This window comes from Ruegeria alba (genome assembly GCF_022321465.1).
Classification (GTDB): domain Bacteria; phylum Pseudomonadota; class Alphaproteobacteria; order Rhodobacterales; family Rhodobacteraceae; genus Ruegeria_B; species Ruegeria_B alba.
This window is the reverse complement of record NZ_JAKOEM010000017.1, coordinates 1-23,406: the sequence shown is the minus strand read 5'-3', so window position 1 is coordinate 23,406 and position 23,406 is coordinate 1. Positions and strand designations below refer to the sequence as shown.

The following is a 23,406-nucleotide window of genomic DNA, read 5'->3' as shown; positions in this document are numbered from 1 at the left end:
TCCTGTTTCGTGACCACTGCGGCAGGCTGCGCCAGTGCGCCACAACAGGCAAGCCCCGATTGGGGCGCGAGGCCGCACCGGGCATATCCCTATGGCAGCACTCCCCGGAATCGCGCTAAACCCCGCATAAACCGGCCGCTTTGCGTGGCCAGACACCTAAGACCAGGCAACCCGGCAACCCGCGCGCCCCCGGCGCGGCCCGCCGCACCCAGGAGGACCGACATGGGCGTGATCCGCGAAAGCGACATGATCGAAAGCATCGCCGAGGCGCTGCAATATATCTCGTATTACCACCCGGCAGATTTCATCGGGGCCATGACCAGCGCCTGGGAGCGCGAGGAAAACCCCGGCGCCAAGGCCGCGATGGCCCAAATCCTGGTCAACTCGCGCATGTGCGCCATGGGCCGCCGCCCGATCTGTCAGGATACCGGCGCCGCCAATATCCACGTCAAGGTGGGCGTCCAGGCCAAGACCGATTTCAGCCGCTCGCTGCAAGAGATCTGTGACGAGGGCACCCGCCAGGGATACCAGCGCGACACCAACCCGCTGCGCGCCAGCGTGGTGGTCGACCCGTTCGGCGCCCGCAAGAACTCGGGCGACAACACGCCCTGCATGCTGACGGTCGAGATGGTCGCGGGCGACACGATCGAGGTCGAGGTCGCGGCCAAGGGTGGCGGATCCGAGAACAAGTCGAAATTCACCACGCTCAACCCCTCGGGCAATGTGGCCGACTGGGTGGTGCAGACGGTCGAGACGCTGGGTGCCGGCTGGTGCCCGCCGGGCGTGCTGGGCATCGGTGTGGGCGGCAATGCCGACAAGGCGATGGCGCTGGCCAAACAGGCGCTGAGCGAACCGCTCGACATGGCCGACCTGCTGCGCCGCGGCCCCTCGGACAAGACCGAGGAGCTGCGGTTGGAAATCTATGACCGTGTCAACGCGCTGGGGATCGGCGCACAGGGCCTGGGCGGCGTGACCACCGTGCTTGATGTCAAGATCAAGAGCTTCCCGACCCATGCGGCCTCGCTGCCCGTGGGGTTGATCCCCAACTGCGCCGCCACAAGGCATGTGCATTTCACCCTCGACGGGTCGGGGGCCGCTGAATTCACCCCGCCCTCGATGGACCTGTATCCCGACATCCTGCTGGATGCGGCCGGGGCGCAGGCGACGCGGCTCAACCTCGACGATCTGAACGACAGCGCGCTGGCGGCGCTGGAACCGGGACAGACGCTGCTGCTCTCGGGCACGCTTTATACCGGGCGCGACGCCGCGCATAAGCGGATGGTCGACATGCTCGACAAGGGCGAACCGCTGCCCGTCGATCTGAAGGGCAAGGCGATCTATTACGTCGGTCCCGTCGATGCGGTGGGCGACGAGGTGATCGGCCCGGCGGGCCCGACCACCTCGACCCGGATGGACAAGTTCACCGACCGTATCCTGGGCGATACCGGGCTCAAGGTGATGGTCGGCAAGGCCGAGCGCGGCCCGGTCGCCATCGAGGCGATCGCCAAGCACAAGGCGGCCTATCTGATCGCAGTGGGGGGCGCGGCCTATCTGGTCTCCAAGGCGATCAAGGCGGCCAAGCCGGTCGCGTTCCAGGACCTCGGGATGGAAGCCATCTACGAGCTCAAGGTCGAGGACATGCCGGTAACCGTCGCGGTCGACACCAAAGGCAATTCGATCCACCAGAGCGGCCCGGCCAAGTGGCGCCGCGCCACGGCCGCGGGCAGCTGAGGCACAAGGCGCGCGGGGCGATCCCGCGCGCCGCTCAATCCAGTTGGCGCTGTGCCAGTTTCGCGCCCTCGACCAGTTCCGCCGAGGGGAACAGTACCACCCGCGCGCCGGACTTTAGCCCAGACAGGACTTCAGCCTCGCGCCCGTTGTTGCGCCCGGCCTCGATCTCGCGCAGCACCGCGCGCCCCTCTTCGACCGCAAAGACTGCCCAAGCGTCGCCATGGCGGAAGATCGCCGCCGAGGGCACGATCAGCGCATCCGCGCGCTCCCAGACAACGATCCGCACCTCGACCCGATAGCCATGGCCCAGGTTCTCGCGCTCGTCGCTGGGCGTCTCGAACTGGATGATGACCTGTACCCGCTGTTCCTCGACCCCGAGGGCGGAATGCTTGGTATAGCCATAGGGGTCGATCCGGCTGACGATACCGGACAGATCGCGCGCGCCGCCCCAGTTGGTGATGATCACCCGATCCCCAGTTTGCACCTGTACCGCGTCCGAGGAGAGCAGTTCGGCCATCACCTCCAGATCGCCTTCGATATCGCCGATTTCCAGGATCGGGGCACCGGCCGGCAGGGTTGTCTCGCTTTTCTGGATCACCTTCAGGATGGTGCCGTCGATGGGCGCGCGCAGCGGAATACTGTGGCCGTCGGGGTTGCGCTCGGAGAGCGCGGCCCCCAACGCCGCGTCGTCAAATCCGATCAACTGCGCGCGCGCATTGGCCAGTTCTGCCTCGCGCATGGCGATGGCCGCGCCCACCGTGTCCAGATTGGCCCGTGCCACCCGTGCCTCCTGCTCGGCCCGTTGCAGGGTGACCTGACTGGTCACGCCGCGCTCGACCAGCTTGCCGGCGCGTTCCAGCTCGCTTTCGGCAAAGTCGCGCTTGGCCTCGGCCGCGTTCAGGTCTGCATGGGCCAGCCGCAGCGCCGCCTCGGCGGCGGTGACGGCGGCATGGGCCTGTTCGCGGGTGCGCACATCCAGCGCCGAGGGGTTGGCGGGCCGCATCTGCGCCACCACGGTCTTGCCACGCTCGACCACCTCGCCCGGTTCCACCGTGACACGCTGCAACTCGCCGGCCACTGGAGAAGAGACCACATAGGGTTCCTTGACCCGCGTGCGCCCCTCCTCGTCGATGGTGAGCACCATGCGGCCCTGCCGGACCTCGGCCATATCCACCAGCATCGGGCGCGGCCAGAAGGCGAAGGCCAGAAACCCGGCCACACCAAGCGCGGTTGCGAGGGTCAGAACGCTGCGGGATCGTCTTCGTTGCCGGGCCACTCTCGTCACTCTCTGTTTTTCAGCGCCAGGATCAGGTCGGTCCTGTCGATATCACGTTTCACCAGCCATCCCGACAGCAGCGCCGCGATCAGCACCACGATCATCGCCTGGCCAAAACCGGTCAGCCCGAAACTGGCCGGTATCTGATAAAGATCGGTGCTGAACCCCGCCGAAATCGCAAGGTTCAGCCAATAGCCCCCCAAAGCACCCAGAGGCATCGCCAGCACCACCACCGCTGCCAGCTCTCCCAGCAGGACAAAGGCGACCTCGCCCCGAGTAAAGCCAAGTACCCGCAACCCGGCCAGATCGCGCTCGCGCTCGGCCTGGGCCACCCGCGCGGCATTGTAGATGACACCGAATGTGATCACCCCGGCGATCACCGCCATGACATAGCGCATGGCGCCAGCGCCCTGGTCCATCATCTTGCGCAAGGCGGCGCGGCTTTCGGATTTCAGCGCCACCCCCGCCACCATGGGCCGGTCCTTGAGAATACGGTAGACACTGTCGCCTTGTGCCGGGTCCACCCGCAGGAAGGCGCCCGAGATACGCAGCGGCTCTTTCAGTAGCCGGTTCAGCGCGCCGATCTCCATATAAGCGGGTGAGCCGATCAGGCTTTCCGAGACACCGCTGACGGGGACCTCAACAATGGGTCGACGCCCCTCTCGTACATCCAGGATCAGCCGGTCGCCCGCTTCGATCTCCAGCTCGCGCGCCAGACCCGTGGACAGGATGATGCCGTCTCTGCGGATCGGGATATCGGTCATATCCGCATCGACCGCGCGGTACAGGCGCGGCGCCTCGGCCATGCCGTTGACCGCGCCGCGATAACTGTGGCGCCCGTTACGCAACACCGCGCTGACAATCCGGATCGGCTCGACCTCGATGACGCCAGGAATGGAAGCAAGGTCATACCGGCTCTGCTCGGCGATGGGATGGGTGAAGGTCACGGTGACATCGCTGCGGTCTATGACGCCAAAGCTCGTCTCGACCATGGCGTCATAGGCGGCCAACAACGAGGCCATCGCCGCCCCCAGCGCGGTTGCCGCGCCCACTCCGGCGATCGCACCCCCCATGCGCAGCGGCTGGCGCGTCAATCGGCGCAACACCATGCGCGTGGGCTGATCCAGCACCCGGCCCAACCAGCCACCCAGCGGGCGGGCGCGGCTGTAGTCGGCGGGCGCGGCGGCGCGCATCGCCACCGCCGGCGTCAGGGCAAAGACCCGCCGCAGCACCAAGAGCCCACCCGCCGAGGCCGCCAGCACACTGACGCCGAACCCGATAGCAAAGCTGGGCGGGTCGAGCCGGAATACCAGAAAGGGAAACTTGTAATACAACATGTAGACATTGACCGACCAGCGCCCCGCCAGGACGCCCAATACGCTGCCCAGAACCGCGCCCCCAACCGCGATCACCAGCACCATCTTGAGGTAATGTACCCCCACCTCCCAACTGGTATAGCCAAAGGCCTTCATCAGCCCGATCTCCTTGCGCTCTGCATCCACCAGGCGCGAGATCACGATGTAGAGAAGAAAGGCCGCCACCGCCATGAACACCGGCGGAACCGTTTTCGAGGTTCGCTTGATGCCCGAAATCTCCTCGACCACGAATTTGTTCGAGGGTAGATCGTCCAGATGATAGGCGCCGGTGCCGCCATAGCGATCAAGCAGCCGGTCCACCTCGGCCATCACCGCGTCGGGCTCGGTCCCGCGCGACAGCGACAGCAGCGCCTCGTTAAAGGCGCCATCCATGTCGAACGCCGCCTCCAGCGCGGTTCGGGTCATCCACAGCACGGCAAAGCGGCGGTCATCGGGCACCAGTTCACCGGGCGCAGTAGTATAGATGAACTCGGGAGAGACGGCGAGGCCCGAGACGGTAAAGTCGTGCCGCGCCCCGTTCATGGTGGCGCTGATCCGGTCACCCGGTTTCAGCCCATGCGCGCGGGCAAAGCTTTGCAACAGCAGGATTTCATCGGGACGCTCGCCCGACAGGGCGCGCCCGTCGGTCAGCAGCACATCGTTCAGCCGGGGCGCGCCCTGCGCGGGCAGCGAGGCGACCTGTGCCCGCACCGGCACCGCCGCACCGGGCAAATCGACCATCGCTGCACCTGCGACCCGGGTCTCGACCGCGGCAACACCGTCGATCTTGCGCAGATCGACCGCCGCATGGACGGGCGCGCGGGTGACCGGGGCGAATACCTCCGCCAGCCGGTATCGCTCGTAATAGGCCCGCCGGGTCTCGTCGAGACTGCGCACCAGACCTGTTTGCATCACTTGCAGCAGCACCCCTACCGCCACCACCAGGGCGATGGCGACGGCCTGCCCCTTGATCCGCCACAGATCGCGGCCGAGTTTGATGCTTAGCGGTGACATCGCCCCCCTACCATTCGATCTGCTCCGGGGTCAGCTTGGTCTCGTTCACCTTGACCTCGATCACCTGCCCGTCGCCGAACCGGATCACCCGGTCGGCCATTGCCGCCTGCGAGGCCGCATGGGTGACCACCAGAACCGTGGCACCCAGCCGCTCGTTCACCTCTTTCAGCACCTTCAGCACCGCCCGGCCCGTGGTGCTGTCCAGCGCGCCGGTGGGTTCGTCGCAGAACAGCACCTCGGGCTGTTTGGCCACCGCGCGGGCAATTGCCACCCGCTGCTGTTCACCGCCCGAGAGCTGGGCCGGGAAATGATCGGCCCGCTCGGCCAACCCCACCAGCGCCAGCGCGGTATCGGCGTCCATCGGTTTGCGGGCGATCTCGGTCACCAGTTCGACATTCTCGCGAGCAGTCAAGCTTGGCATCAGGTTGTAGAACTGAAAGACAAAGCCCACGTGGTCACGCCGATATCGCGTCAGCTCGCTGTCCGACATTGTGGTCAGCTCACGATCCCGAAACAATGCTGTACCTTCGCTGGCGCGGTCGAGCCCGCCAATGATGTTGAGGAGTGTCGACTTTCCGCTGCCCGACGCCCCCAGCAGAACTACGAACTCGCCCACCGGAATATCCAGATCGACACCACGCAGGGCATGCACGGCGGTATCTCCGTGGCCGTAAATCTTCTTGAGATTTCGAATGGTAAACGTGTTCTCGGTCAAGACCGCACCTTTCGGCATTTCCCGGGCCATTCCCCCGACTAGCAACACTCCCGTGCCCAGAAACAATCTAAAGTCGCATAACGTGTTTCAGCAAGTTTTGCGGGCAGGTTCGGTACGGATGGCGTCGATACACCGCATGCAGCGGGCTGAATACCGGCACAAGCGCTTCCCGGTGGTCCCGAGGCGCTCACTTTGATGACCTTTGCCCAAGCTTTTCGGTCGGACAACGACCGCCAGGACCGCGTCCGGCATTATGACTTTGCGCGTCCCGGCTTTGCGGCGGGTGACAGAAATAGGCTCGTTCCTGGCATCCATGTTCTGGCACTTATGCCGCGAAACAGCCTTCTCGTGGTAGGTTTTCTGAGGGCGAGACCTCTGGTACAGCAACAGAGAAATTGCGCCGACGATCTTGTCGGACGCAGGGTTCGACGTGGAAACGCAGTTGCCACCGAACGACGGTCGTCGCTCCAGTAGTATCGAACCCCGCTCCATTGGTCGATCCTGCGGCTCTGGTCTTGTCCCTTTCAAAGGTCCTGCAGCCGGTGTCAGGGCGCGTCGCCAGCGGGGAAGCGGCCCGGTTCCGAAAGGATGCGTCCGCGATATGCCGCTATTTCGGCGCTGTGGTGGCGGGTAAGGTCGATATCGTCCCATCCGTTCAGCAGCTTGGTTCGCCAGACATCATCCAGCTGGAACGGAACCGACACCCCCCGGATAAGCAGCAATCGCGAGGCCAGATCGGCGACACCGGTCCCCACGCCCGAGGACAGGGTCTTGGTCAACAGCTTCGCATCCGCCTCACTCACGCGGGCCGGAAGCAGGCCGTTATTGACCGCATTTCCCGCGAAGATATCGCCGAAACTGGGCGCCACAACGACGCGTATCCCGGCATCCACAAGCGCATAAACCGCCGCCTCACGCGAGGACCCGCTGCCGAAGTTTCGGCCTGTCACCAGAATGCAGGCGTCCGGATGGGCATTGAGCGGAAACTCCGGGTCCATCTCGCCCTCGGAAGTGCGCCGCACATCGTGCAGCAGGAACCGGCCATAGCCCTCGGCGCGCGGTGTCGACATGAACCGCGCCGGGATCAGCTGATCGGTGTCGATATTGGCCATTGGCAAAAGTATCGCCTTGCCACGCTGTTCGCTCCACCCCGCCATCAGACTGGCCTCCCCCGCAACATGGGGCGGACATCGCACAGCGTGCCGGTGACCGCCGCCGCCGCCACCATGGCCGGTGACATCAGATGCGTGCGTGCGCCCTTGCCCTGACGGCCGCGAAAATTGCGGTTGGTGGAAGAGGCGCATCGCTTGCCCGCGGCGACCAGATCACCGTTCATGCCCACGCACATGGAACAACCCGACGCGACCCAGTCCAGCCCCGCCTCGGTGAACACACGGTCCAACCCCTCCTCTTCGGCCTGCGCCTTGACCCGGGCTGAACCGGGCGAGACCAGCCCGGGCACGCGCGCCCTGCGCCCGGCCAGAACCGCGGCGGCGGCACGCAGATCCTCGATCCGGCCATTGGTGCAGGAGCCGATGAACACCTGATCGACCGGCGTGCCCGCCAACGAGCGACCCGGCACCAGCCCCATGTAGTCGAGCGCGGCGCGGGCGGCCTGCACCTTGGCTGGCGGCAATGTGTCGGGGATGGGAACGGACGCATCAATGGGCAGGGCCTGTTCGGGGCTGGTGCCCCAGGTTACGATGGGCGCGATCTCCTCGGCCAACAGGGCGACGTCGCGGTCGAACACTGCATCGGCGTCGCTGGCCAGGGCCTGCCAGTTGTCCAGCGCCTTGTGCCAGTCCCCGCCCCTGGGCGCCTGCGACCTGTTGCGCAGATAGGCAAAACTCACCTCGTCCGGGGCCACCATGCCCATGCGCCCGCCGCCTTCGATGGTCAGGTTGCACAGGGTCATCCGACCCTCCATCGACAGGCTACGGATGGCGCTGCCAGCATATTCCACCGCATGGCCCTGTGCCCCGTCAGCGCCGAGCCGCGCGATCCAGTTCAGTGCGATATCCTTGGCCGACACACCCGCGGGCAAAGCGCCGTCAACGGTGATCCGCATCGCCTGCGGCTTGCGTTGCCAGATGGTCTGGGTTGCCAGCACATGCGCCACCTCGGTCGCGCCGATGCCGAAGGCGAGCGCACCGAATGCGCCGTGGGTCGAGGTATGGCTATCGCCGCAGGTGATCAGCAGGCCGGGCAGCGTCAGCCCCTGCTCGGGCCCGACCACATGCACAATTCCCTGATCGGGGTCATCCAGATCGAAAAGGCGCAGCCCATGCCGGGCGGCATTGCCGCGCAGGGTCTCGATCATGCGGGCAATCGCCGGGTCGGCAATCGGGCCCGCCCTGCGGGTCGGCGCATAGTGATCCACCAACGCGAATGTCAGGCCGGGTTCGGCCACCGGCAGGCCCCGCTCGGCCAGCCGCGCAAAGGCGTGGTGCGATCCCTCATGCACCAGGTGCCGGTCGACCCAAAGCAGCGATGCGCCATCCTCGCCGCGATGCACCTCGTGTATCGACCAGAGCCGGTCCAACAGGGTCAGCGGCGCGTTCATCGGGGTGTTTCCTTCAGTGGGGTGATGGCCGGTTCCCAATGGCGGCCCTCGCCATTTTCGACCCGCGCCAGGCTCATGTCGAGGCGGAACATGTCGGGGCGGTAGAGGCCGGTCAGACACTCGACCCCCCGCCCCGTGGCATCACGCACGACCCGGTCCAGCGACAGCAGGGCCGCGCCTTCGGGCAGGCCAAGTGCCGAGGCCACTTCGGGGCCTGCTAGGGTGGCCGACACCGACTGCCGCGCATCGGCGATCTGCACGCCATTGCGTTCCAGCAGTACATGCAGCGGTTCTCGCGAAAGGTCCTCGTCCGAGATACCCGCCGCGATGCGCGACGGCACATAGGTGGTCAGATGCGAATAGGCCGTTCCACCGATGCTGCGGGTCCGCTGGGCGATCTGCACCGCTTCGCCCGGCGCCAGGCCCAATGCGCGCGCCACATGCTCGGGGGCGGCGTCCATGCGGCTGGACAACAGGCGCACCTCGGTGCTGCGCCCGATTTCCACCAGCTGCGGCAGCAGGGTCGAGAAATCCATCGTCACCGGCTGTGGCGCAGAGGGGCGCGGCCGCACCCGGGTGCCGCTGCCCGCACGCCGCGACAGAAAACCGTTTTCCGCCAATGCATCCAGCGCCCGGCGCACGGTGACACGAGAGACGCCGTAATCCTCTGCCAGCTGCTCCTCGCCCGGCAGTTTCCGGCTCGGCTCCAGCCGCCCGGCCGAGATCTGTTCCAGCAAGGACAGGTAGACGCGACGCGATTTCGCGCCTGCGGGTAACCGAATCCCGCCCCCCGTCTGCATCCCCGGCTCTGTCATTTTCGACCCGTTCGAAAGGAAAGAATTGCCTCTGACTATATCCCGGTTAAATGTATTATCAATGATACAGCTTTCATCCGTGGAGGGATGCGATGCCGGTGGTCGAACTGCACCTGATCGAAGGGTATGGCGAAGAGGACAAGCGCCGCCTGGGCCATGCGCTGACGGATGCCGTGAGGTTCGTCGTGCCTGCCGCGCCCGAAGGCGTCGTGGTGATGATCCACGAAATGGCGCCCGATGCTTATTTCCGGGGCCGCAGCACAAAGACCCCTGCACCCGCCTTGCCCGACCCGGCCGAAGTCGTGCATGCCTATCTGGCCGCGATGGAGGCGCGCGATCTGGACGCCGCCCGCGCGATGCAGGGCGACGGGTTCACCATGTTTTTCCCCGGTACCGGCCCGATGACCGATCTGTCCGATCTGATCGACTGGGCGCGTCCCCGCTACAGCTTTGTGACCAAGACCTATGAGGGGTTCGACGCCATGCCCGGTGCGGGCGATACCTCGGTCGTCTACTGCCGTGGCACGCTGTCGGGCGAATGGCTGGATGGCACCGCCTTTTCCGGCATCCGCTTCATCGACCGGTTCGAGTTGATCGGAGGAAAGATCACCCGGCAGGACGTGTGGAACGACATGGGCGAAATGCGGGGGCGGACATGAGCGAGATCGACCCGATCACCCTGTCGGTTCTGGCCGGGCGCATGGAACAGATCGCCGACGAGATGGACGCGACCCTGTTTCGCGCCGCCTTCAACCCGATCATCGCCGAAGCGCATGATGCAAGCCACGGCCTCTATCACGCCGAAACCGGCGACACGCTGGTGCAGGGCAAATCGGGCCTGCCGATCTTTGTCGGCGTCATGTCCTTTGCCGTAAAGGCGGTGATCGAGAAGGTCACAGCGGATGGCGACCTGGCCGATGGCGATATCTTCATCTTCAACGACGCCCATATCGGCGGCACGCATCTGAGCGACATGCGCCTTGTGCGGCCCTATTTCCGGGAGGGGAAGCTGTTCTGCTGGCTGGCCTCGGTCGGGCATTGGCATGATGTGGGCGGCGCCGTGCCGGGCAATTACAACCCGGCCGCGACCGAAGTGTTTCAAGAGGCGTTTGTGCTGCCACCCGTGCGGCTGGCGCGCGCGGGTGTGGTCAACCAGGACATCATCGACATCCTGCTGCGCAACACCCGCCTGCCGCAATCGGCGCAGGGTGATCTGAACGGCCAGTTGGGCGCGCTGGATCTGGGCTTGCGTCGGATGGACGAACTCCTGGACGAATATGGCGCAGGCACGGTCGATGCGGCGCTCGACGCTCTGGGCATCCGGGCTGAGCGGCTGATGCGTTCGGAACTGGAGGCTATTCCCGACGGGCGCTGGGAGGCCGAGGATTTTCTCGACAACGACGGCATTGCCGACACGCCGCTGCCGATCCGGGTGGCGCTGGAGATCAAGGGCGACCGGATGCATCTGGATTTCACCGGCTCTGCTCCGAAATGTGCCGGGCCGGTGAATATCGCGCTGCCCACCACCATCGCCACCGTTTATGTAGCCATCAAACATATATTCCCGCTGCTGCCCGCTAACGCGGGTGTGATGCGGCCCATCGAGGTCACGGTTCCCGAGGGCTCGATCCTGTCGGCGGAGTTTCCCGCGCCCACCGGCGGCTATACCGAAACCATCCTGCGGATGATCGACGTGGTATTCTGCGCTTTTGCGCAAGCGGTGCCGGACCGGGTGGTGGCCAATGCCTATGGCACGATCAACGCGCTTTCCATTGCCGGGCGGCGCAGCAATGGCAAGCCCTGGGTGATGTTCAGCTTTTACGGCGGCGGCCATGGCGGATCACCCGAGGGCGACGGGTTGAACCACGGCAATGCGCCGATATCCACGGCAACCATCCCGCCGCTCGAGATCCTCGAGGCCGCCTATCCGGTGATGTTCCGGCAATGGGCGCTGAGGCGCGACAGCGCGGGCGCGGGCCGGCATCGCGGCGGGCTGGGCGCGGTCTATGAAATCGAGGTGCTGGAGGAGAACGGCGCCGAGGGCTTCCTGTTCGGCGAGCGCGGGCGCTTTGCGCCCAAGGGCGTGGCGGGCGGGCAGGAAGGCGCGCTGAACGTGTTCACCTACCAGCAGGGGGCGGAGTGGCCGCACCCGCCGCTGGTATCCAAGATGCGTGGCATCCGCCTGAAACAGGGCGAGGCGGTGCGGCTGGAAACCCCCGGCGGCGGCGGCTATGGCCCGCCCGCCGAACGTGACCCCACCGCCGTGGCGCTGGACGTGGCGCGCGATTATCTGAGCGAGGCCGAGGCCGACCGCCTCTATGGCCCAACCTGGCGTGAGGGCATGCGATGAGCGGCAAGATGATCGGTGTCGATGTCGGCGGCACTTTCACGGATATCTTTGTCCTCGATGAAAGCGACGGCACCGCCCGTGTCGGCAAGGTGCCGACCTCGCGCCCCGACCAGTCCACGGGCTTCCTGCAAGGGATCACCGAGGCGGTCGCCGATATCGGCAGCGTCGGCGTGGTGGTGCATGGCACCACGGCGGGCACCAATGCGCTCTTGGAGCGCAAGGGCGCGCGGACGGGCGTGATCTGCACCCAAGGCTTGCGCGACGTGCTGGAGATGCGCCGCCGCGACCGGCCCCGCACCTGGGGGTTGCGCGGCGATTTCGAGCCGGTCGTGGACCGGCGCGACCGGCTGGAAGTGCCGGAACGGACGCTGGCCGATGGCACCATCCGCACCCCCGTTGACCTGGATGCGGTGCGCCGCGCAGCCCGGCAATTGCAGGATCAGGGCTGTATCGCTGTCGCTATCCTCTTTGCCAACGCCTATGCCAACCCCGCCAACGAGGCCGCCGCCGTGGCTGCCCTGCGCCAGATCTGGCCCAACGAACATGTCTCCGCCTCCTCGGAAATCCTGCCCGAGATCCGCGAATACGAGCGGTTCTCGACCACCGCGCTCAACGCCTATCTGCAACCTGAGGTCTCGGGCTATCTGGGGCGGCTGGGGGCCGCGCTCGACTCGGGCGGGTTTGGCGGCGAGTTCATGATCGTGCAGTCAAATGGCGGGGTTATGGATGTGGACACCGCCTGCCGCTTTCCGATCCGCACGGCGCTGTCTGGCCCTGCTGCGGGGGTAATCGCGGCGGGCTATATCGCCCGCTCGGCCGGGTTCGACAACGTGATCACCGGCGACATGGGGGGCACCAGTTTCGATGTCTCGCTGATCGCCGAGGGGCGCTCGATGCTGGCGCCGCAGACCTCGATCGACTTTGGCATGGTGGTGCGGACCCCGATGATCGAGATCACCACCATCGGCGCGGGCGGCGGCTCGATCGCCTGGGTGGACAAGGGCGGGCTGTTGAACATCGGCCCGGAAAGCGCGGGGTCAGACCCGGGGCCGGTGGCCTATGGGCTGGGCAACGACCGCCCCACCGTGACCGACGCCAATGTGGTGCTGGGCCGGATCGACCCCGAGAACCCCATCGGCGGCAAGCTTGCGCGGCTGGATGTCGAGGCGGCGACGCGGGCCATCGACATCCATGTCGGCCAGCCGCTGGGCCTCGACACGCTGGCGGCCGCCGAGGCGATCCTGCGGGTGGCCAACTCGCGCATGGCGGGCGCCTTGCGGCTGGTCAGCATCGAGCGCGGTTTCGACCCCAAGAAATTCGCCTTCATGCCCTTTGGTGGAGGCGGCGCGCTGCATGCGGGCGCGATGCTGGCCGAGGTCGGGATCGCGCGCGCCATCGTGCCGCGCTATCCGGGCGTGACCTCGGCCTTGGGCTGCGTCATCGCCGACATGCGGCAGGATTTCGTCCAGACCCTCAACGCGATGCTGGACGGTTTGGACACCGAGATGCTTGGCGCGGTGATGCAGGACCATCATGATCGCGGCATGGCGATGCTAAAGGCCGCCGGCACCCGGTTCGAGGCGCGCGACGCGACTTTCGCGCTCGACATGGCCTATATCGGCCAGACCCATACCGTTTCGGTGCCGATCCCCGCGCAGGTGAGCGCGGGCAAGGTGCATTCGCCGACGCAGGCCCAGATCGCCGCCGCCTTCGACAATGTCTATCGCGACACTTTTGGGCGGCTTCTGCCCGGCGGGGTGCGGCGCATCCTGAACCTGCGCAGTGCCGTGACCGGCAAGCGGCCCAAGTTCGACCTGGCCACGCTGGCCCCCACGGTGACCGACCCGGTCCGTCCGAAATCCACCCGCAAGGTTCATTTTGGCACGGACTGGCATGAAACCGCGATCTACGACCGCCTGACATTGCCGGTCGGCACCGTGATCACCGGGCCAGCGATCCTGGAACAGCCCGACACCACGGTGCTGATCGAACCGGGGCTTGTGGGCCGGGTCGACCCGCTGGGCAATGTCATACTTGAAACCGGACCGGAGGCAGGCGCATGAGCGATCCCAGAGGCTGGACCCTGGCGCAGACCGCGCTGCTGACCATCGACCTGCAAAACGACTTTCTGCATCCCGAGGGCGCCTATGGCCGGGCCGGACAGGGAGCCGCCGCCATCGCCGCCCTGCCCACCCGCATCGCGCCGCTGGTCGCTGCGCTGCGGACCAAGGGCGGGCTTTACATCTCAGCCCAGTTTACACTGGTGCCAGGCCCGGGGGGCGAGCCATTGATCTCGCCGCATCTCAAGGTGCTGCGGCCCTTTCTGACGCGGGGCGATTTCGCGCCCGGCAGTTTCGGCCACCAATTGGTCGATACGCTGCAACCCGCAGACTTCACCGTCGAGAAAGTGGCCTATTCCGCCTTTTACCAAACCCGGCTGGAATACATCCTGCGCGCGATGAATATCCGCCAACTGATCGTCGGCGGCATCGTCACCAATGGCGGCGTCGCATCGACCCTGCGCGACGCGCATCTGCGCGACATCGACACCGTGATGCTGACCGACGGCTGTGCGGCCTTCCGGGACGAGGTGCATGACGCCACCCTGCTGTCGCTGGGCACCGTCACGCATCAGATGACCTGTGCCAAGGCACTGGGCTGGCTGGAGGGCGCGGCATGAAGCTCAAGGCAAGGCTGGCCGGGGATGGCATCGTGTTGGCGCCCGGCATTTACGATGGGCTGACCGCGCTGATCGCGGAACAGGCGGGGTTCGAGGCGCTGTATCTCAGCGGCGCGGCGGTGGCCTATACCCGGCTTGGGCGGCCAGACATCGGCCTCACCTCGGTGACGGAAATGGCCGAGACCATGACCCTGATCGCCGACCGCACCCGACTGCCGGTGATCATCGACGCCGATACCGGCTTCGGCAACGCGCTGAACGCCCAGCGCACCATGCGGCTTTATGAACGGGCAGGCGCGGCAGCCTTGCAGGTCGAGGATCAGACCTATCCCAAGCGCTGCGGCCACCTGAAGGACAAGGCGCTGATCCCGGCCGCCGAGATGGCGGGCAAGATCGCCGCCATGGCCGACGCCCGCCGCTCGGACCAGACGCTGATCATCGCCCGCACCGATGCCATCGCGGTCGAAGGCTTCGACGCGGCGCTGGAGCGGGCAGAGACCTATCTGGCCGCCGGGGCCGATGTGTTGTTCGTCGAGGCGCCACAGACCGAGACAGAGCTCACCGGTATCGCGGACAGGTTCGCGGCACGTGTGCCGCTGCTCGCCAACATGGTCGAGGGGGGTGCGACGCCGATCCGCTCGGCCGAGGCGTTGCAGGCGCTGGGCTTCCGCCTCGTGATCTTTCCCGGCGGCATCGTGCGGGCGCTCGCCCATACGGCGCGTGACTATTACACCAGCCTGCGCGCGCATGGCACCACCGCACCGTTCCGGGACCGGATGTATGATTTTGCCGGCCTGAACGAGATAATCGGAACCGGTGAGATGCTGGAGCGCGGCAAACGCTATGCCCCCGGACAGTGACCCGCATATCGCGCCGCCGCCCGCGCGCTTCGACATCGCTTGCCAGACGCTGATCATCGGCGCCGGGGCGTGCGGGCTGGTGGCCGCGCTTGCGGCACGCGAAGCGGGGCAAGAGGTTCTGGTGGTCGAGGCCGATGCAGTACCGCGCGGCTCGACCGCGCTCTCGGCCGGGCTGATCCCGGCGCCCGGCACCACCATGCAGCGCGCGGCAGGGATCGAGGACAGCGCCACACTCTTCTCGCAGGACATCCAGGCCAAGGCCAAGGGGCAGAACGATCCTGATCTGGTCGAAACCCTGGCCGCAGGGGCCGGGCCGGTCATCGACTGGCTGGCTCAGCGCCATGGTCTGCCCTTCTCCGTTGTCACCGATTTCGACTATCCCGGACACAGCCGCCGCCGGATGCACGGCCTGCCCGGCCGCTCGGGCGAAGAGCTGATCGACGCGCTGCGTCACGCCTGCGAGGCGCAGGGGATCGACATCATCTGTTCCCGGCGGGCGCATATCCTGCATATGGAAAACGGCCGTGTGCGCGGTGTCACAGTCTTTGGCCCCGACGGCAGCGGCGAAACCATCGCCTGCGACCGGCTGATCCTGGCCTGCAATGGGTTTGGTGGCAATCGGCAACTGGTCACCGACCACATGCCAGAGATCCGCGAGGCGCTCTGGTTCGGGCATGATGGTAACCGGGGAGAGGCGGTGCTGTGGGGCGCCGCGCTGGGGGCCGATCTGAAACACCTCGGGGCCTATCAGGGGCATGGCAATGTCGCCCATCCGCACGGCATCCTGATCACCTGGGCGGTGATCACCTCGGGCGGTGTGCAGGTGAACCGCGACGGGGAGCGGTTCTGGGATGAATGCCAAGGCTATTCCGAAGCCGCCCGCGCGGTGATGGAGCAACCCGGAGGCGAGGCTTTTGCAGTCTTCGACGCGCGTATCGCGGGTATAGCGCGCCAGTTCGAGGATTTTCGCCGCGCCGAAGCCGCAGGTGCGATCCGGCAGGCCGATACGTCCGAGGCGCTTGCCCGATTGCTCGGCCTGCCGCCCGACGCGTTGGCGCAAACCCTGCGCGACCTGCCCCGCGACGGAACCGATGGGTTCGGGCGACTGTTCCAGCCCCCACCGCTTGCCCCGCCCTTTTGCGGCGTGCGGGTGACGGGGGCGCTGTTTCACACCCAGGGCGGGTTGCGCACCGATACGCAAGCCCGCGTGCTGCGCCGCGATGGCACGCCGGTGCCGGGCCTTTACGCGGGCGGCGGCGCGGCCTGTGGCGTGTCAGGCAACGGGGACAGCGGATATCTGTCCGGCAACGGGTTGCTGAGCGCGGTTGTGCTGGGCCGGATCGCGGGATCGTGTCGCGAGGCTGTGTCTTGAACCTGCCAGAAAAACACCATCTCATGTAACGCAGCAACGCCGAGGATCCCATGCGCCCAACGCCCTATCTTGCCCCGGTTCCCGTGCGCGGGCGCATCAGCAGGCCGCAGCTCAAGGGCCTGCCGGTCATCAACATGGGCTACAACGAACTGCCCTATCCCCCCCTGCCCGCGATCCGCGCCGCGATGGAGGAAACCGCCGCGCGGGCGCAATCCTATGGCAGCCCGCATTGCGACGCGCTGCGCGATGCCTTGGGCGCGGCGCATGGGCTGGACCCCGAGCAGATCGTCTGCGGCAACGGGTCCGAAGAGCTGCTCGACGTGATCGCCCGCTGCTTCGCCCGGCCCGGGGACGAGATCCTGATCTCGGAGTTCGGGTACATCCAGTTCGCCCTGACCGCCAACCGGGTGGGGGCGACATTGGTGAAGGCGCGCGAGCGCGACTACACCAGCGATGTCGATGCCCTGCTGGCGGCGGTCACCGACCACACCCGGCTCTTGTTCCTGGCCAATCCCAACAATCCGACTGGCACCATGTTGGAAATGGACGAATTCTCCCGGCTGGTCCGCGACCTGCCTGCGCAGGTCGTGCTGGTGCTTGACCTCGCCTATGGCGAGTTCGCCGCACCCGACTATTGCGCGGCGGTGCACAGCCTGGCGGCAAACCACGAGAACATCGTTGTCACCCGGACCTTTTCCAAGGCCTATGGCCTCGCCGGGGCGCGCGTTGGCTGGTGCCACGCACCCGCGTGGATGGTGCCCGTCCTCTACGCCGCGCGCGGCATGGGGACGGTCAACGCGATGGCGCAGGCCGGGGCGGTGGCGGGCCTTGGCGACCCTGAGGCTATCCAGGCGCGGGTCGATGAGATCGTGTCCGAACGCGCGCGTCTGGCCGGTGCACTGGGACAGTTGGGGCTGGTCGTTGTGCCCAGCCGCACCAATTTCCTGATCGCCCGTTTCCGGGACGGCGATGCGGCCCGAACTGAAGCACTGGTCGAGCATCTGTTCGAGGATGCGGGAATCGTCGTCAACCGTACCCGCGAGGCGGGGCTGGAAGCGTTCTTCCGCTTCTCGCTGTCGCTGCCCGCGCATAACGATCTGCTGCTGGACAGTGTGCGCAGGTTCATCGGGCAAAGCTAAATCGGGAATGGCGGCGCGGATGGCGCCGGTGTTTTTTTGAGTATTTTTGACCAGAAAGAAGCAGGAGGCGGGGTGCAAACTCCGATCTAGTCGCCCTTGACCGGCATCTTGCCCAGGTGCCGCAGCATGGCGGCAAAAGCGCCGATACGCTCTCTCTGATAGGCGGCGACATCGAGTCCTTCATAGTCGAGGAAACCGCGCCCGTCGCGCAGGCCGCGCCGACCCTCGGCCATGTTGGTCTCGATGATGTCGGGGGCGGCAAACCTGTCCTGCCCGGTGGCGCGGGTCATGTAGCGGCTGGCGTGATAGAGGATATCGCCGCCGCCCCAGTCGATGAATTCCAGCAGGCCCAGAACCGCGAAACGGAAGCCGAAGCCGTATTTCGTGGCCTTGTCGATATCGGCGCTGCTGGCAACGCCTTCCTCGACCAGGCGCGCGGCCTCGTTCATCGCCAGCGCCTGGATGCGCGGCACGATATAGCCGGGGCTGGCGGCACAGGTGACGGGCACCTTGCCGATCCGCTCCAGCAGGTCGATCAGGCGGGCGGTTATCGCCGGATCGGTGGCATCGCCGGGCGAAACCTCGACCAGCGGCACCAGGTAGGCGGGGTTGAGCCAGTGGGCGTTGAGGAACCGTTCGGGCGGGGTGACAAACCCCTGAAGGTCGTTTGACAGGATGGTCGAGGTGGTCGAGGCGATCACCGCATCTGCATCCGCGTGGCGCGACAGGAGATCGAAAACCTCGCGCTTGGCCGCCAGCGTCTCGGGTACGCCTTCGAAGATAAAGGGTACACCCGCCAGCGCCGCCGCCAGATCGTCGTGGCCCACAACCTCGACACGCGCCAGCATGGCGTCAGCTTCGGCCGCCCGCATCAGGCCCACATCGGCCATCAGCGCAAAGGTGGCGCGCAGTTCGGCCCGTATCTCGGCCCGGAGCCGGTCAAACTCTGCCATCGGTCGAGGCTTGGCGTCGATCAGGCGGACCGGGTGGCCGGAATAGGCGAAGGCGACGGCCATGCCCCGGCCCATGCGCCCGGCGCCCACAGCGGCGATGGTTTCCCGCGCCGCCATCTCAGGCCCCGTCCCGCAGCATGGTCTGCAAAGCGGCGCGGTCCATCCCGACCAGCCCGAGGTTTTCCAATGTCCGGCCGCTCTGGCGGAAATCGTCTTCGCAGATCGCCGAACCCAGCGCCAGGAGCCCCGTCGCCGTGGGCGCGGGTACCCCGGCCCAATCGGCGACCGAGACCAGCAAGGCCAGCCCCACCGCCACATCCTCGCGCATGTAGCGATGCTCGGTCAGGACCAGGTGCTCGCGCCAGTCGCCGCTGTCGACCAGCTTGTCATGGGCGAGGTTGCCGTACATCCAGTCCGAGGTCTCGTAGTGATCGGCCAGCGGGAAATGCGGCGCGCCATAGCCCAGTGCCTCGCGCACAGCCATACGCTCGGCATCGAGCCGCGTAGTGACCCGGCGGATGGCGGGCTGGGTGCCCTCGTTGTGAATGTCCCAATGGTCGAAATGCTCGATCGGGCCCGCGTTCATCGTGATCAGCGGCGGATGGATGATAGGCCCGGCATTCATCAGCGCCCCCGACAGCGCATCACCCGCCGGTTCGACCGCGGGATAGGCCCGCGCAAGGACCGAATGGGCATGTTCCGCGTTGCGAAGCGGATAGACCCCGGTGGGCAGACGGGTGGCACGGGTGGTGATGGCGACGGTATCTGCTCCGTGCAGACGCGTGAGATATGGCAGAGTGCCGGTTTCGGCCCAGCTGACATCGGCGTGGTTTCCCGCCTTGCGGACGATATCGGCCATGATCCAGCTGCCAAAGCTGCCCGGCGGCAAAAAGACGACCTGCCCGTCTGTCAGGTAGGGCGCCATGGCCGCCGCGATATCGGCTTGGGCCGTGGCCGGTGTCGGGCAGACGATCAGGTCGGCGCCCCGGATGGCCTCGCCGATATCGTCAGTGACCATTGAAATGCGAATCGGTCGCGCGCCCTCGAAATCCTTGAGCGTGATGACGTTGTCGCGCACCCTCAGCTCTGCTTGCGCAGACGCATTTCTGCGCCAGAACCGTATGTTGTGCCCCTGCGCTGTCAGATCAACCGCTGCGGCGGTCGAGCCGTTGCCACCGCCTAGAACTGCAATCTCCATCGCCCCCTCCCGCACCGATAGTTGCTGGAGCAGATTACATACATGAAAAATCATATATCAAGGATATTTCTATTGCATTGGGCCCGATGGCCGGTCTTACATGAAAATGCATAGAAGTCGGGACAGACCGACCTAACTTCACCTTAGGGAATGTACCGCCCGACAGAAGGCGGTTCATCCTCCGTTGGATCAACAGGGAGTTGTGACATGAAAATCTTCAGCGGGCTTTCCAGAAAAGCCACTTATCTGATGGCGGCGACAGCACTCGCCGTCATGGCTGCCCCGATGTCGGCCAAGGCCGAGGACCGGGTCAGCGCGGTCCATGCGTTCCCCGAGTTTCTGGTTTACACCAAGACCTTTCTCGCGATGGTCGCGGACATCAACGAGCGCGGCAAGGGCGTCGTGCAGATCGAGGTGCGGGGTGGTCCCGAGGCGATCGGCATGTTCGAGCAACCCGCCGCCGTGCGTGACGGCGTGGTCGACATGGTGCACACGCCCGGCAGTTTCTATGGCGCCAACGTGCCCGAGATCGACGCAATGGTCGCCTCGCGCGTGACTCCGATGGAGGCCCGGGCCAATGGCGGCGCGGCACTGATGGACAAGGCACATCAAGAGCGCTTCAACGTCCGCCACCTGGGCTGGATCGATGGCGGCATCAAGTTCCACATCTACATGAACAGCGAACCCAAGTTCCGCGACGACGGCATTCTGGATCTGACCGGGGTCAAGCTGCGCGACAACCCGATCTATCACGCCTTCTTCGAGCAACTGAACGCGACCACCGCCTCGATGCCGGCGACCGAAGTCTATTCGGCGCTTGAAAAGGGCGTCGTCGACGCGGCGGCCTGGACCGAAATCGGCATTCCGCAGCTCAAGTGGAACGAATTCCTCAAGTATCGGGTGGACCCGACCTTCTACAACACCGATATCGGCGTGATCTTCAACCTCGACGCCTGGAACGCGCTTTCCCCGGAAAGCCAGAAGCTGATCGAAGAGGTGGTGATCGAGTGGGAAGGCAAATCCTATGCCGACCGTCAGGCGGAAGTTGCGGCAGATGCCAAGACCCTGGCCGATGGCGGCATGACCTTTGTTGCCCATTCCGCCGAAGCGGGCGAAGTCTATCGCAAGATGGCCGACGATGCCGCCTGGGCGCGGATGTACGAGCGCATTGACGGCGGCGGCGCCGGTGCCGAAACCTACAAGGCCCTGCGCAAGACCTATGCTCTGGAAGAGTAACACAGCCTGAAGGCAGGCCGCGGCTGTGACGCCGTGGCCTGCCCCAGCAAACAAAGCCAAGAAATGATGCGCCTGATCGACCGTATTTGCGACCTGCTGGCCATACTGGCCGGTATCTATCTGGTAGGGATCATGTTCGGGATCGTGATCAGCGCGCTGGCCCGCACGCTGAACCTGTCCGGCTCTTGGTCCAGCCATATCTTCACCTTCACCGAATTCGGACTGCTCTATATCGTGATGGCCGCCTCGCCCTGGCTGGTGCGCCATCGGGGCCATGTGTTCATCGAGCTTCTGAGCGCGGCCCTGCCGCTCCGGATGCAACGGCCCTACAGCCGGGTGATCTCGGCGCTCTGTGTCGTGATCTGCCTGACGCTGGTCTGGTACACCTGGGGTGCAACCGCCCGGGCCTGGAAGTTCGGCGATGCCGAGATGCGCAGCCTCGATATGCCGAAATACCTGCTTCTGGGCGCGATGCCGATCGGGTTCGGCCTGATGGCGGCACAGTTTCTCCGCTTTGTCTTTGGCCCTGAGACCATGCATACCGGCGAAGCGGGCGTACACGAATGACAATCAAGAATAAAAGAGGCGCAGGCAATGGAATGGTATGAGGCGCTCGTCTTTCTGCTGGGCATGATCCTTTTTTTCATGGCGCTCGGCATTCCGGTGGCGCTGGCCTTTCTGGCGGCCAACATGATCGGTGCGGCCTATTTCATGGGCGGGCGCGGCGATATCGCCAGCCAGATGGCGCGCGGCATCGGGCAACTGGCGAACAACGCGATTCCCACCGTCACCTCGTTCAACCTGATGCCGGTGCCGATGTTCCTGCTGATGGGCGAGATCTTCTTTTTCACCGGCCTCGCCAACCGCATGTTCGGCGCGGTCGACCGGCTGATGGGCAAGCTGCCCGCGCGCCTGTCCTTTGTCACCGTGGCGGGCGGCACTGCCTTTGCCACGCTGTCGGGGTCGTCGATGGGCTCGACCGCGCTGCTGGGCTCCTTGATGGTGCCCGAGATGCAGAAGCGCGGCTACAAGAAGCATATGGCCATCGGCCCGATCCTGGGCACCGGGGGCCTCGCAATGCTTATCCCGCCCTCGGCGCTGGCGGTGCTGCTGGCGACCCTGGCGGAACTCGACATCGGCGACCTGCTGATCGCGGGCATCATGCCCGGTCTCTTGCTGGCGGTGTTCTACGCGATCATGATCCTGGGCATGGCGCTTTACGATCCCAGCGCCGCCCCCGCCTACGAGGTCGAGGGTTCGAGTTGGACCGAGAAACTGCGCCTCATCTTTGTCGACATCCTGCCGATGGTCTCGATCGTGATCGGCGTGATCCTGGTGATCATGTTCGGCATCGCCACACCGTCGGAAAGCGCTGCCTTCGGCTGCCTCGGCGTCGTCGTGCTGGCCGCCCTCTATCGCTCGCTGACATGGGAGGGGATCGTAAAATCCGTGGCCGGCGCTCTCAAGGTGACCACCATGGCGCTGCTGATCATCTTCGGCTCGGCCACCTTCTCGGCGCTCCTGGCCTTCTCCGGGGCCTCCTCGGGGCTGATCCGCTGGGCCACCGGGTTCGACCTGGAACCCAGCACGATGCTCCTGATCATGTTCGCCATCCTGCTGGTTCTGGGCATGTTCATGGACCAGCTCAGCATGATGCTGCTGACCGTGCCGATCTTCTTTCCGCTGGCGCAGACGCTGGGGTTCGACCTGATCTGGTTCGGGGTGATCGTGCTCTTGGCGCTCGAGATCAGCTTCACCACCCCGCCCTTCGGCCTGCTGCTCTTCGTGATGAAGGGAGTTTCGGCCCCCGGCACCAGCATGCGCGACATCTACGTGTCCGCGATCCCTTTCATCGGCTGTTCGATGCTCTTGGTGGCGCTGCTGATCGTATTCCCCGGTATCGCGCTCTGGCTTCCGGGGCTGGGGCAGTAGCGACGGCAAGTGACACCCGGGATGGCAGAAGACTCGGCGAACCGGAGTTTATCCGTGGTCGTCGAGTTACCGCAGGAAACCCTCGCGCCGCGTAAGAGCCCGGCATTTGCGGCGAGAGAAAAAAATGGCCTCTTTGCGGAGATGCTGTTGAAAAACTCTGCTTGAGCGATGCTTTGGCTGCTGATTCAATTCTCTTGATTTGCAGGAGAGTTGCTGA

Annotated in this window: 19 protein-coding genes; 11 read left to right on the top strand and 8 right to left on the bottom strand. The window is 65.6% G+C overall.

Annotated elements, in window-relative coordinates:
* The first annotated feature begins 222 nt into the window (after positions 1-222).
* Positions 223-1,731, top strand: coding sequence for a fumarate hydratase (locus MB818_RS16360; protein ID WP_234137955.1), 1,509 nt, complete (start codon positions 223-225; stop codon positions 1,729-1,731).
* Positions 1,732-1,765: 34 nt separating this feature from the next.
* Here the strand turns inward: MB818_RS16360 and MB818_RS16355 are convergent, their stop codons facing one another.
* The 6 genes from MB818_RS16355 to MB818_RS16330 all read right to left on the bottom strand — a co-directional run bounded on the left by MB818_RS16355 (position 1,766) and on the right by MB818_RS16330 (position 9,469).
* Positions 1,766-3,007, bottom strand: coding sequence for an efflux RND transporter periplasmic adaptor subunit (locus MB818_RS16355; RefSeq protein ID WP_238905748.1), 1,242 nt, complete (start codon positions 3,005-3,007; stop codon positions 1,766-1,768).
* 5 nt (positions 3,008-3,012) lie between these two features.
* Entirely contained in the window at positions 3,013-5,376 is a 2,364-nt protein-coding gene (locus tag MB818_RS16350; RefSeq protein ID WP_234137953.1) for an ABC transporter permease, read from the bottom strand.
* A 7-nt stretch (positions 5,377-5,383) separates the two neighbouring features.
* Positions 5,384-6,091: an ABC transporter ATP-binding protein gene (locus tag MB818_RS16345; protein ID WP_234166826.1), complete on the bottom strand. Its 708-nt coding sequence runs from the start codon at positions 6,089-6,091 to the stop codon at positions 5,384-5,386.
* A gap of 545 nt (positions 6,092-6,636) precedes the next feature.
* A complete protein-coding gene (gene leuD, locus MB818_RS16340) occupies positions 6,637-7,248 on the bottom strand; it encodes a 3-isopropylmalate dehydratase small subunit (RefSeq protein ID WP_234137951.1) in 612 nt (203 codons plus the stop codon).
* Positions 7,248-8,654, bottom strand: a complete 1,407-nt coding sequence (gene leuC / locus MB818_RS16335) for a 3-isopropylmalate dehydratase large subunit (protein ID WP_234162925.1) — start codon at positions 8,652-8,654, stop codon at positions 7,248-7,250. Before leuC ends, leuD begins: the two co-directional genes overlap by 1 nt.
* Positions 8,651-9,469: a GntR family transcriptional regulator gene (locus MB818_RS16330; RefSeq protein WP_238905746.1), complete on the bottom strand. Its 819-nt coding sequence runs from the start codon at positions 9,467-9,469 to the stop codon at positions 8,651-8,653. The genes leuC and MB818_RS16330 overlap by 4 nt, the downstream gene beginning before the upstream one ends.
* A gap of 92 nt (positions 9,470-9,561) precedes the next feature.
* On the opposite strand from MB818_RS16330, the gene MB818_RS16325 reads away from it, so the two are divergent.
* From MB818_RS16325 to MB818_RS16295, 7 genes are read left to right on the top strand one after another with little or no spacing between them, the layout of a single operon-like run.
* Entirely contained in the window at positions 9,562-10,128 is a 567-nt protein-coding gene (locus MB818_RS16325) for a tautomerase family protein (RefSeq protein ID WP_234177702.1), read from the top strand.
* The gene (locus MB818_RS16320) at positions 10,125-11,819 is read left to right on the top strand and encodes a hydantoinase B/oxoprolinase family protein (protein WP_234137947.1); all 1,695 of its coding nucleotides are present in this window, start codon (positions 10,125-10,127) and stop codon (positions 11,817-11,819) included. The genes MB818_RS16325 and MB818_RS16320 overlap by 4 nt, the downstream gene beginning before the upstream one ends.
* Positions 11,816-13,882 (top strand): hydantoinase/oxoprolinase family protein, encoded by a 2,067-nt coding sequence (locus tag MB818_RS16315; RefSeq protein ID WP_234177700.1) that lies wholly within the window; start codon positions 11,816-11,818, stop codon positions 13,880-13,882. The genes MB818_RS16320 and MB818_RS16315 overlap by 4 nt, the downstream gene beginning before the upstream one ends.
* Positions 13,879-14,499 carry a cysteine hydrolase family protein gene (locus tag MB818_RS16310; RefSeq protein ID WP_234137945.1) on the top strand — a complete coding sequence of 207 codons (621 nt, stop codon included), beginning with the start codon at positions 13,879-13,881 and terminating at the stop codon, positions 14,497-14,499. The genes MB818_RS16315 and MB818_RS16310 overlap by 4 nt, the downstream gene beginning before the upstream one ends.
* Positions 14,496-15,359 carry an isocitrate lyase/PEP mutase family protein gene (locus MB818_RS16305; protein ID WP_234137944.1) on the top strand — a complete coding sequence of 288 codons (864 nt, stop codon included), beginning with the start codon at positions 14,496-14,498 and terminating at the stop codon, positions 15,357-15,359. Before MB818_RS16310 ends, MB818_RS16305 begins: the two co-directional genes overlap by 4 nt.
* On the top strand, positions 15,343-16,731 hold the full coding sequence (locus MB818_RS16300; protein WP_238905745.1) for an FAD-dependent oxidoreductase: 1,389 nt from the start codon (positions 15,343-15,345) through the stop codon (positions 16,729-16,731). The genes MB818_RS16305 and MB818_RS16300 overlap by 17 nt, the downstream gene beginning before the upstream one ends.
* A 50-nt stretch (positions 16,732-16,781) precedes the next feature.
* Positions 16,782-17,870: a pyridoxal phosphate-dependent aminotransferase gene (locus tag MB818_RS16295; protein WP_234217295.1), complete on the top strand. Its 1,089-nt coding sequence runs from the start codon at positions 16,782-16,784 to the stop codon at positions 17,868-17,870.
* Positions 17,871-17,956: 86 nt separating this feature from the next.
* On the opposite strand, the gene MB818_RS16290 is transcribed toward MB818_RS16295, so the two are convergent.
* Together MB818_RS16290 and MB818_RS16285 are read right to left on the bottom strand one after the other, a co-directional pair.
* Positions 17,957-18,940, bottom strand: coding sequence for a 3-hydroxybutyryl-CoA dehydrogenase (locus tag MB818_RS16290; protein ID WP_234217296.1), 984 nt, complete (start codon positions 18,938-18,940; stop codon positions 17,957-17,959).
* Between the two features lies 1 nt (position 18,941).
* Positions 18,942-20,021, bottom strand: a complete 1,080-nt coding sequence (locus MB818_RS16285; protein WP_234217297.1) for an NAD/NADP-dependent octopine/nopaline dehydrogenase family protein — start codon at positions 20,019-20,021, stop codon at positions 18,942-18,944.
* Positions 20,022-20,228: 207 nt separating this feature from the next.
* Here MB818_RS16285 and dctP point away from each other — a divergent pair, with 207 nt between their 5' ends.
* The 3 genes from dctP to MB818_RS16270 all read left to right on the top strand — a co-directional run bounded on the left by dctP (position 20,229) and on the right by MB818_RS16270 (position 23,189).
* Positions 20,229-21,257 (top strand): TRAP transporter substrate-binding protein DctP, encoded by a 1,029-nt coding sequence (dctP, locus tag MB818_RS16280; protein ID WP_234137939.1) that lies wholly within the window; start codon positions 20,229-20,231, stop codon positions 21,255-21,257.
* Positions 21,258-21,320: 63 nt separating this feature from the next.
* Positions 21,321-21,824, top strand: coding sequence for a TRAP transporter small permease (locus MB818_RS16275; RefSeq protein WP_234177695.1), 504 nt, complete (start codon positions 21,321-21,323; stop codon positions 21,822-21,824).
* A gap of 27 nt (positions 21,825-21,851) precedes the next feature.
* A complete protein-coding gene (locus MB818_RS16270; protein WP_234177694.1) occupies positions 21,852-23,189 on the top strand; it encodes a TRAP transporter large permease in 1,338 nt (445 codons plus the stop codon).
* Positions 23,190-23,406: the final 217 nt, after the last annotated feature.

Coding starts and splice junctions, on each gene's coding strand:
- MB818_RS16310 (WP_234137945.1), top strand. CDS start 13,879: ATGAGCGATCCCAGAGGCTGGACCCTGGCGCAGACCGCGCTGCTGACC.
- MB818_RS16325 (WP_234177702.1), top strand. CDS start 9,562: ATGCCGGTGGTCGAACTGCACCTGATCGAAGGGTATGGCGAAGAGGAC.
- MB818_RS16320 (WP_234137947.1), top strand. CDS start 10,125: ATGAGCGAGATCGACCCGATCACCCTGTCGGTTCTGGCCGGGCGCATG.
- MB818_RS16350 (WP_234137953.1), bottom strand. CDS start 5,376: ATGTCACCGCTAAGCATCAAACTCGGCCGCGATCTGTGGCGGATCAAG.
- MB818_RS16275 (WP_234177695.1), top strand. CDS start 21,321: ATGATGCGCCTGATCGACCGTATTTGCGACCTGCTGGCCATACTGGCC.
- leuC (WP_234162925.1), bottom strand. CDS start 8,654: ATGAACGCGCCGCTGACCCTGTTGGACCGGCTCTGGTCGATACACGAG.
- dctP (WP_234137939.1), top strand. CDS start 20,229: ATGAAAATCTTCAGCGGGCTTTCCAGAAAAGCCACTTATCTGATGGCG.
- MB818_RS16270 (WP_234177694.1), top strand. CDS start 21,852: ATGGAATGGTATGAGGCGCTCGTCTTTCTGCTGGGCATGATCCTTTTT.
- MB818_RS16300 (WP_238905745.1), top strand. CDS start 15,343: ATGCCCCCGGACAGTGACCCGCATATCGCGCCGCCGCCCGCGCGCTTC.
- MB818_RS16305 (WP_234137944.1), top strand. CDS start 14,496: ATGAAGCTCAAGGCAAGGCTGGCCGGGGATGGCATCGTGTTGGCGCCC.
- MB818_RS16330 (WP_238905746.1), bottom strand. CDS start 9,469: ATGACAGAGCCGGGGATGCAGACGGGGGGCGGGATTCGGTTACCCGCA.
- MB818_RS16360 (WP_234137955.1), top strand. CDS start 223: ATGGGCGTGATCCGCGAAAGCGACATGATCGAAAGCATCGCCGAGGCG.
- MB818_RS16285 (WP_234217297.1), bottom strand. CDS start 20,021: ATGGAGATTGCAGTTCTAGGCGGTGGCAACGGCTCGACCGCCGCAGCG.
- MB818_RS16295 (WP_234217295.1), top strand. CDS start 16,782: ATGCGCCCAACGCCCTATCTTGCCCCGGTTCCCGTGCGCGGGCGCATC.
- leuD (WP_234137951.1), bottom strand. CDS start 7,248: ATGGCGGGGTGGAGCGAACAGCGTGGCAAGGCGATACTTTTGCCAATG.
- MB818_RS16315 (WP_234177700.1), top strand. CDS start 11,816: ATGAGCGGCAAGATGATCGGTGTCGATGTCGGCGGCACTTTCACGGAT.
- MB818_RS16290 (WP_234217296.1), bottom strand. CDS start 18,940: ATGGCGGCGCGGGAAACCATCGCCGCTGTGGGCGCCGGGCGCATGGGC.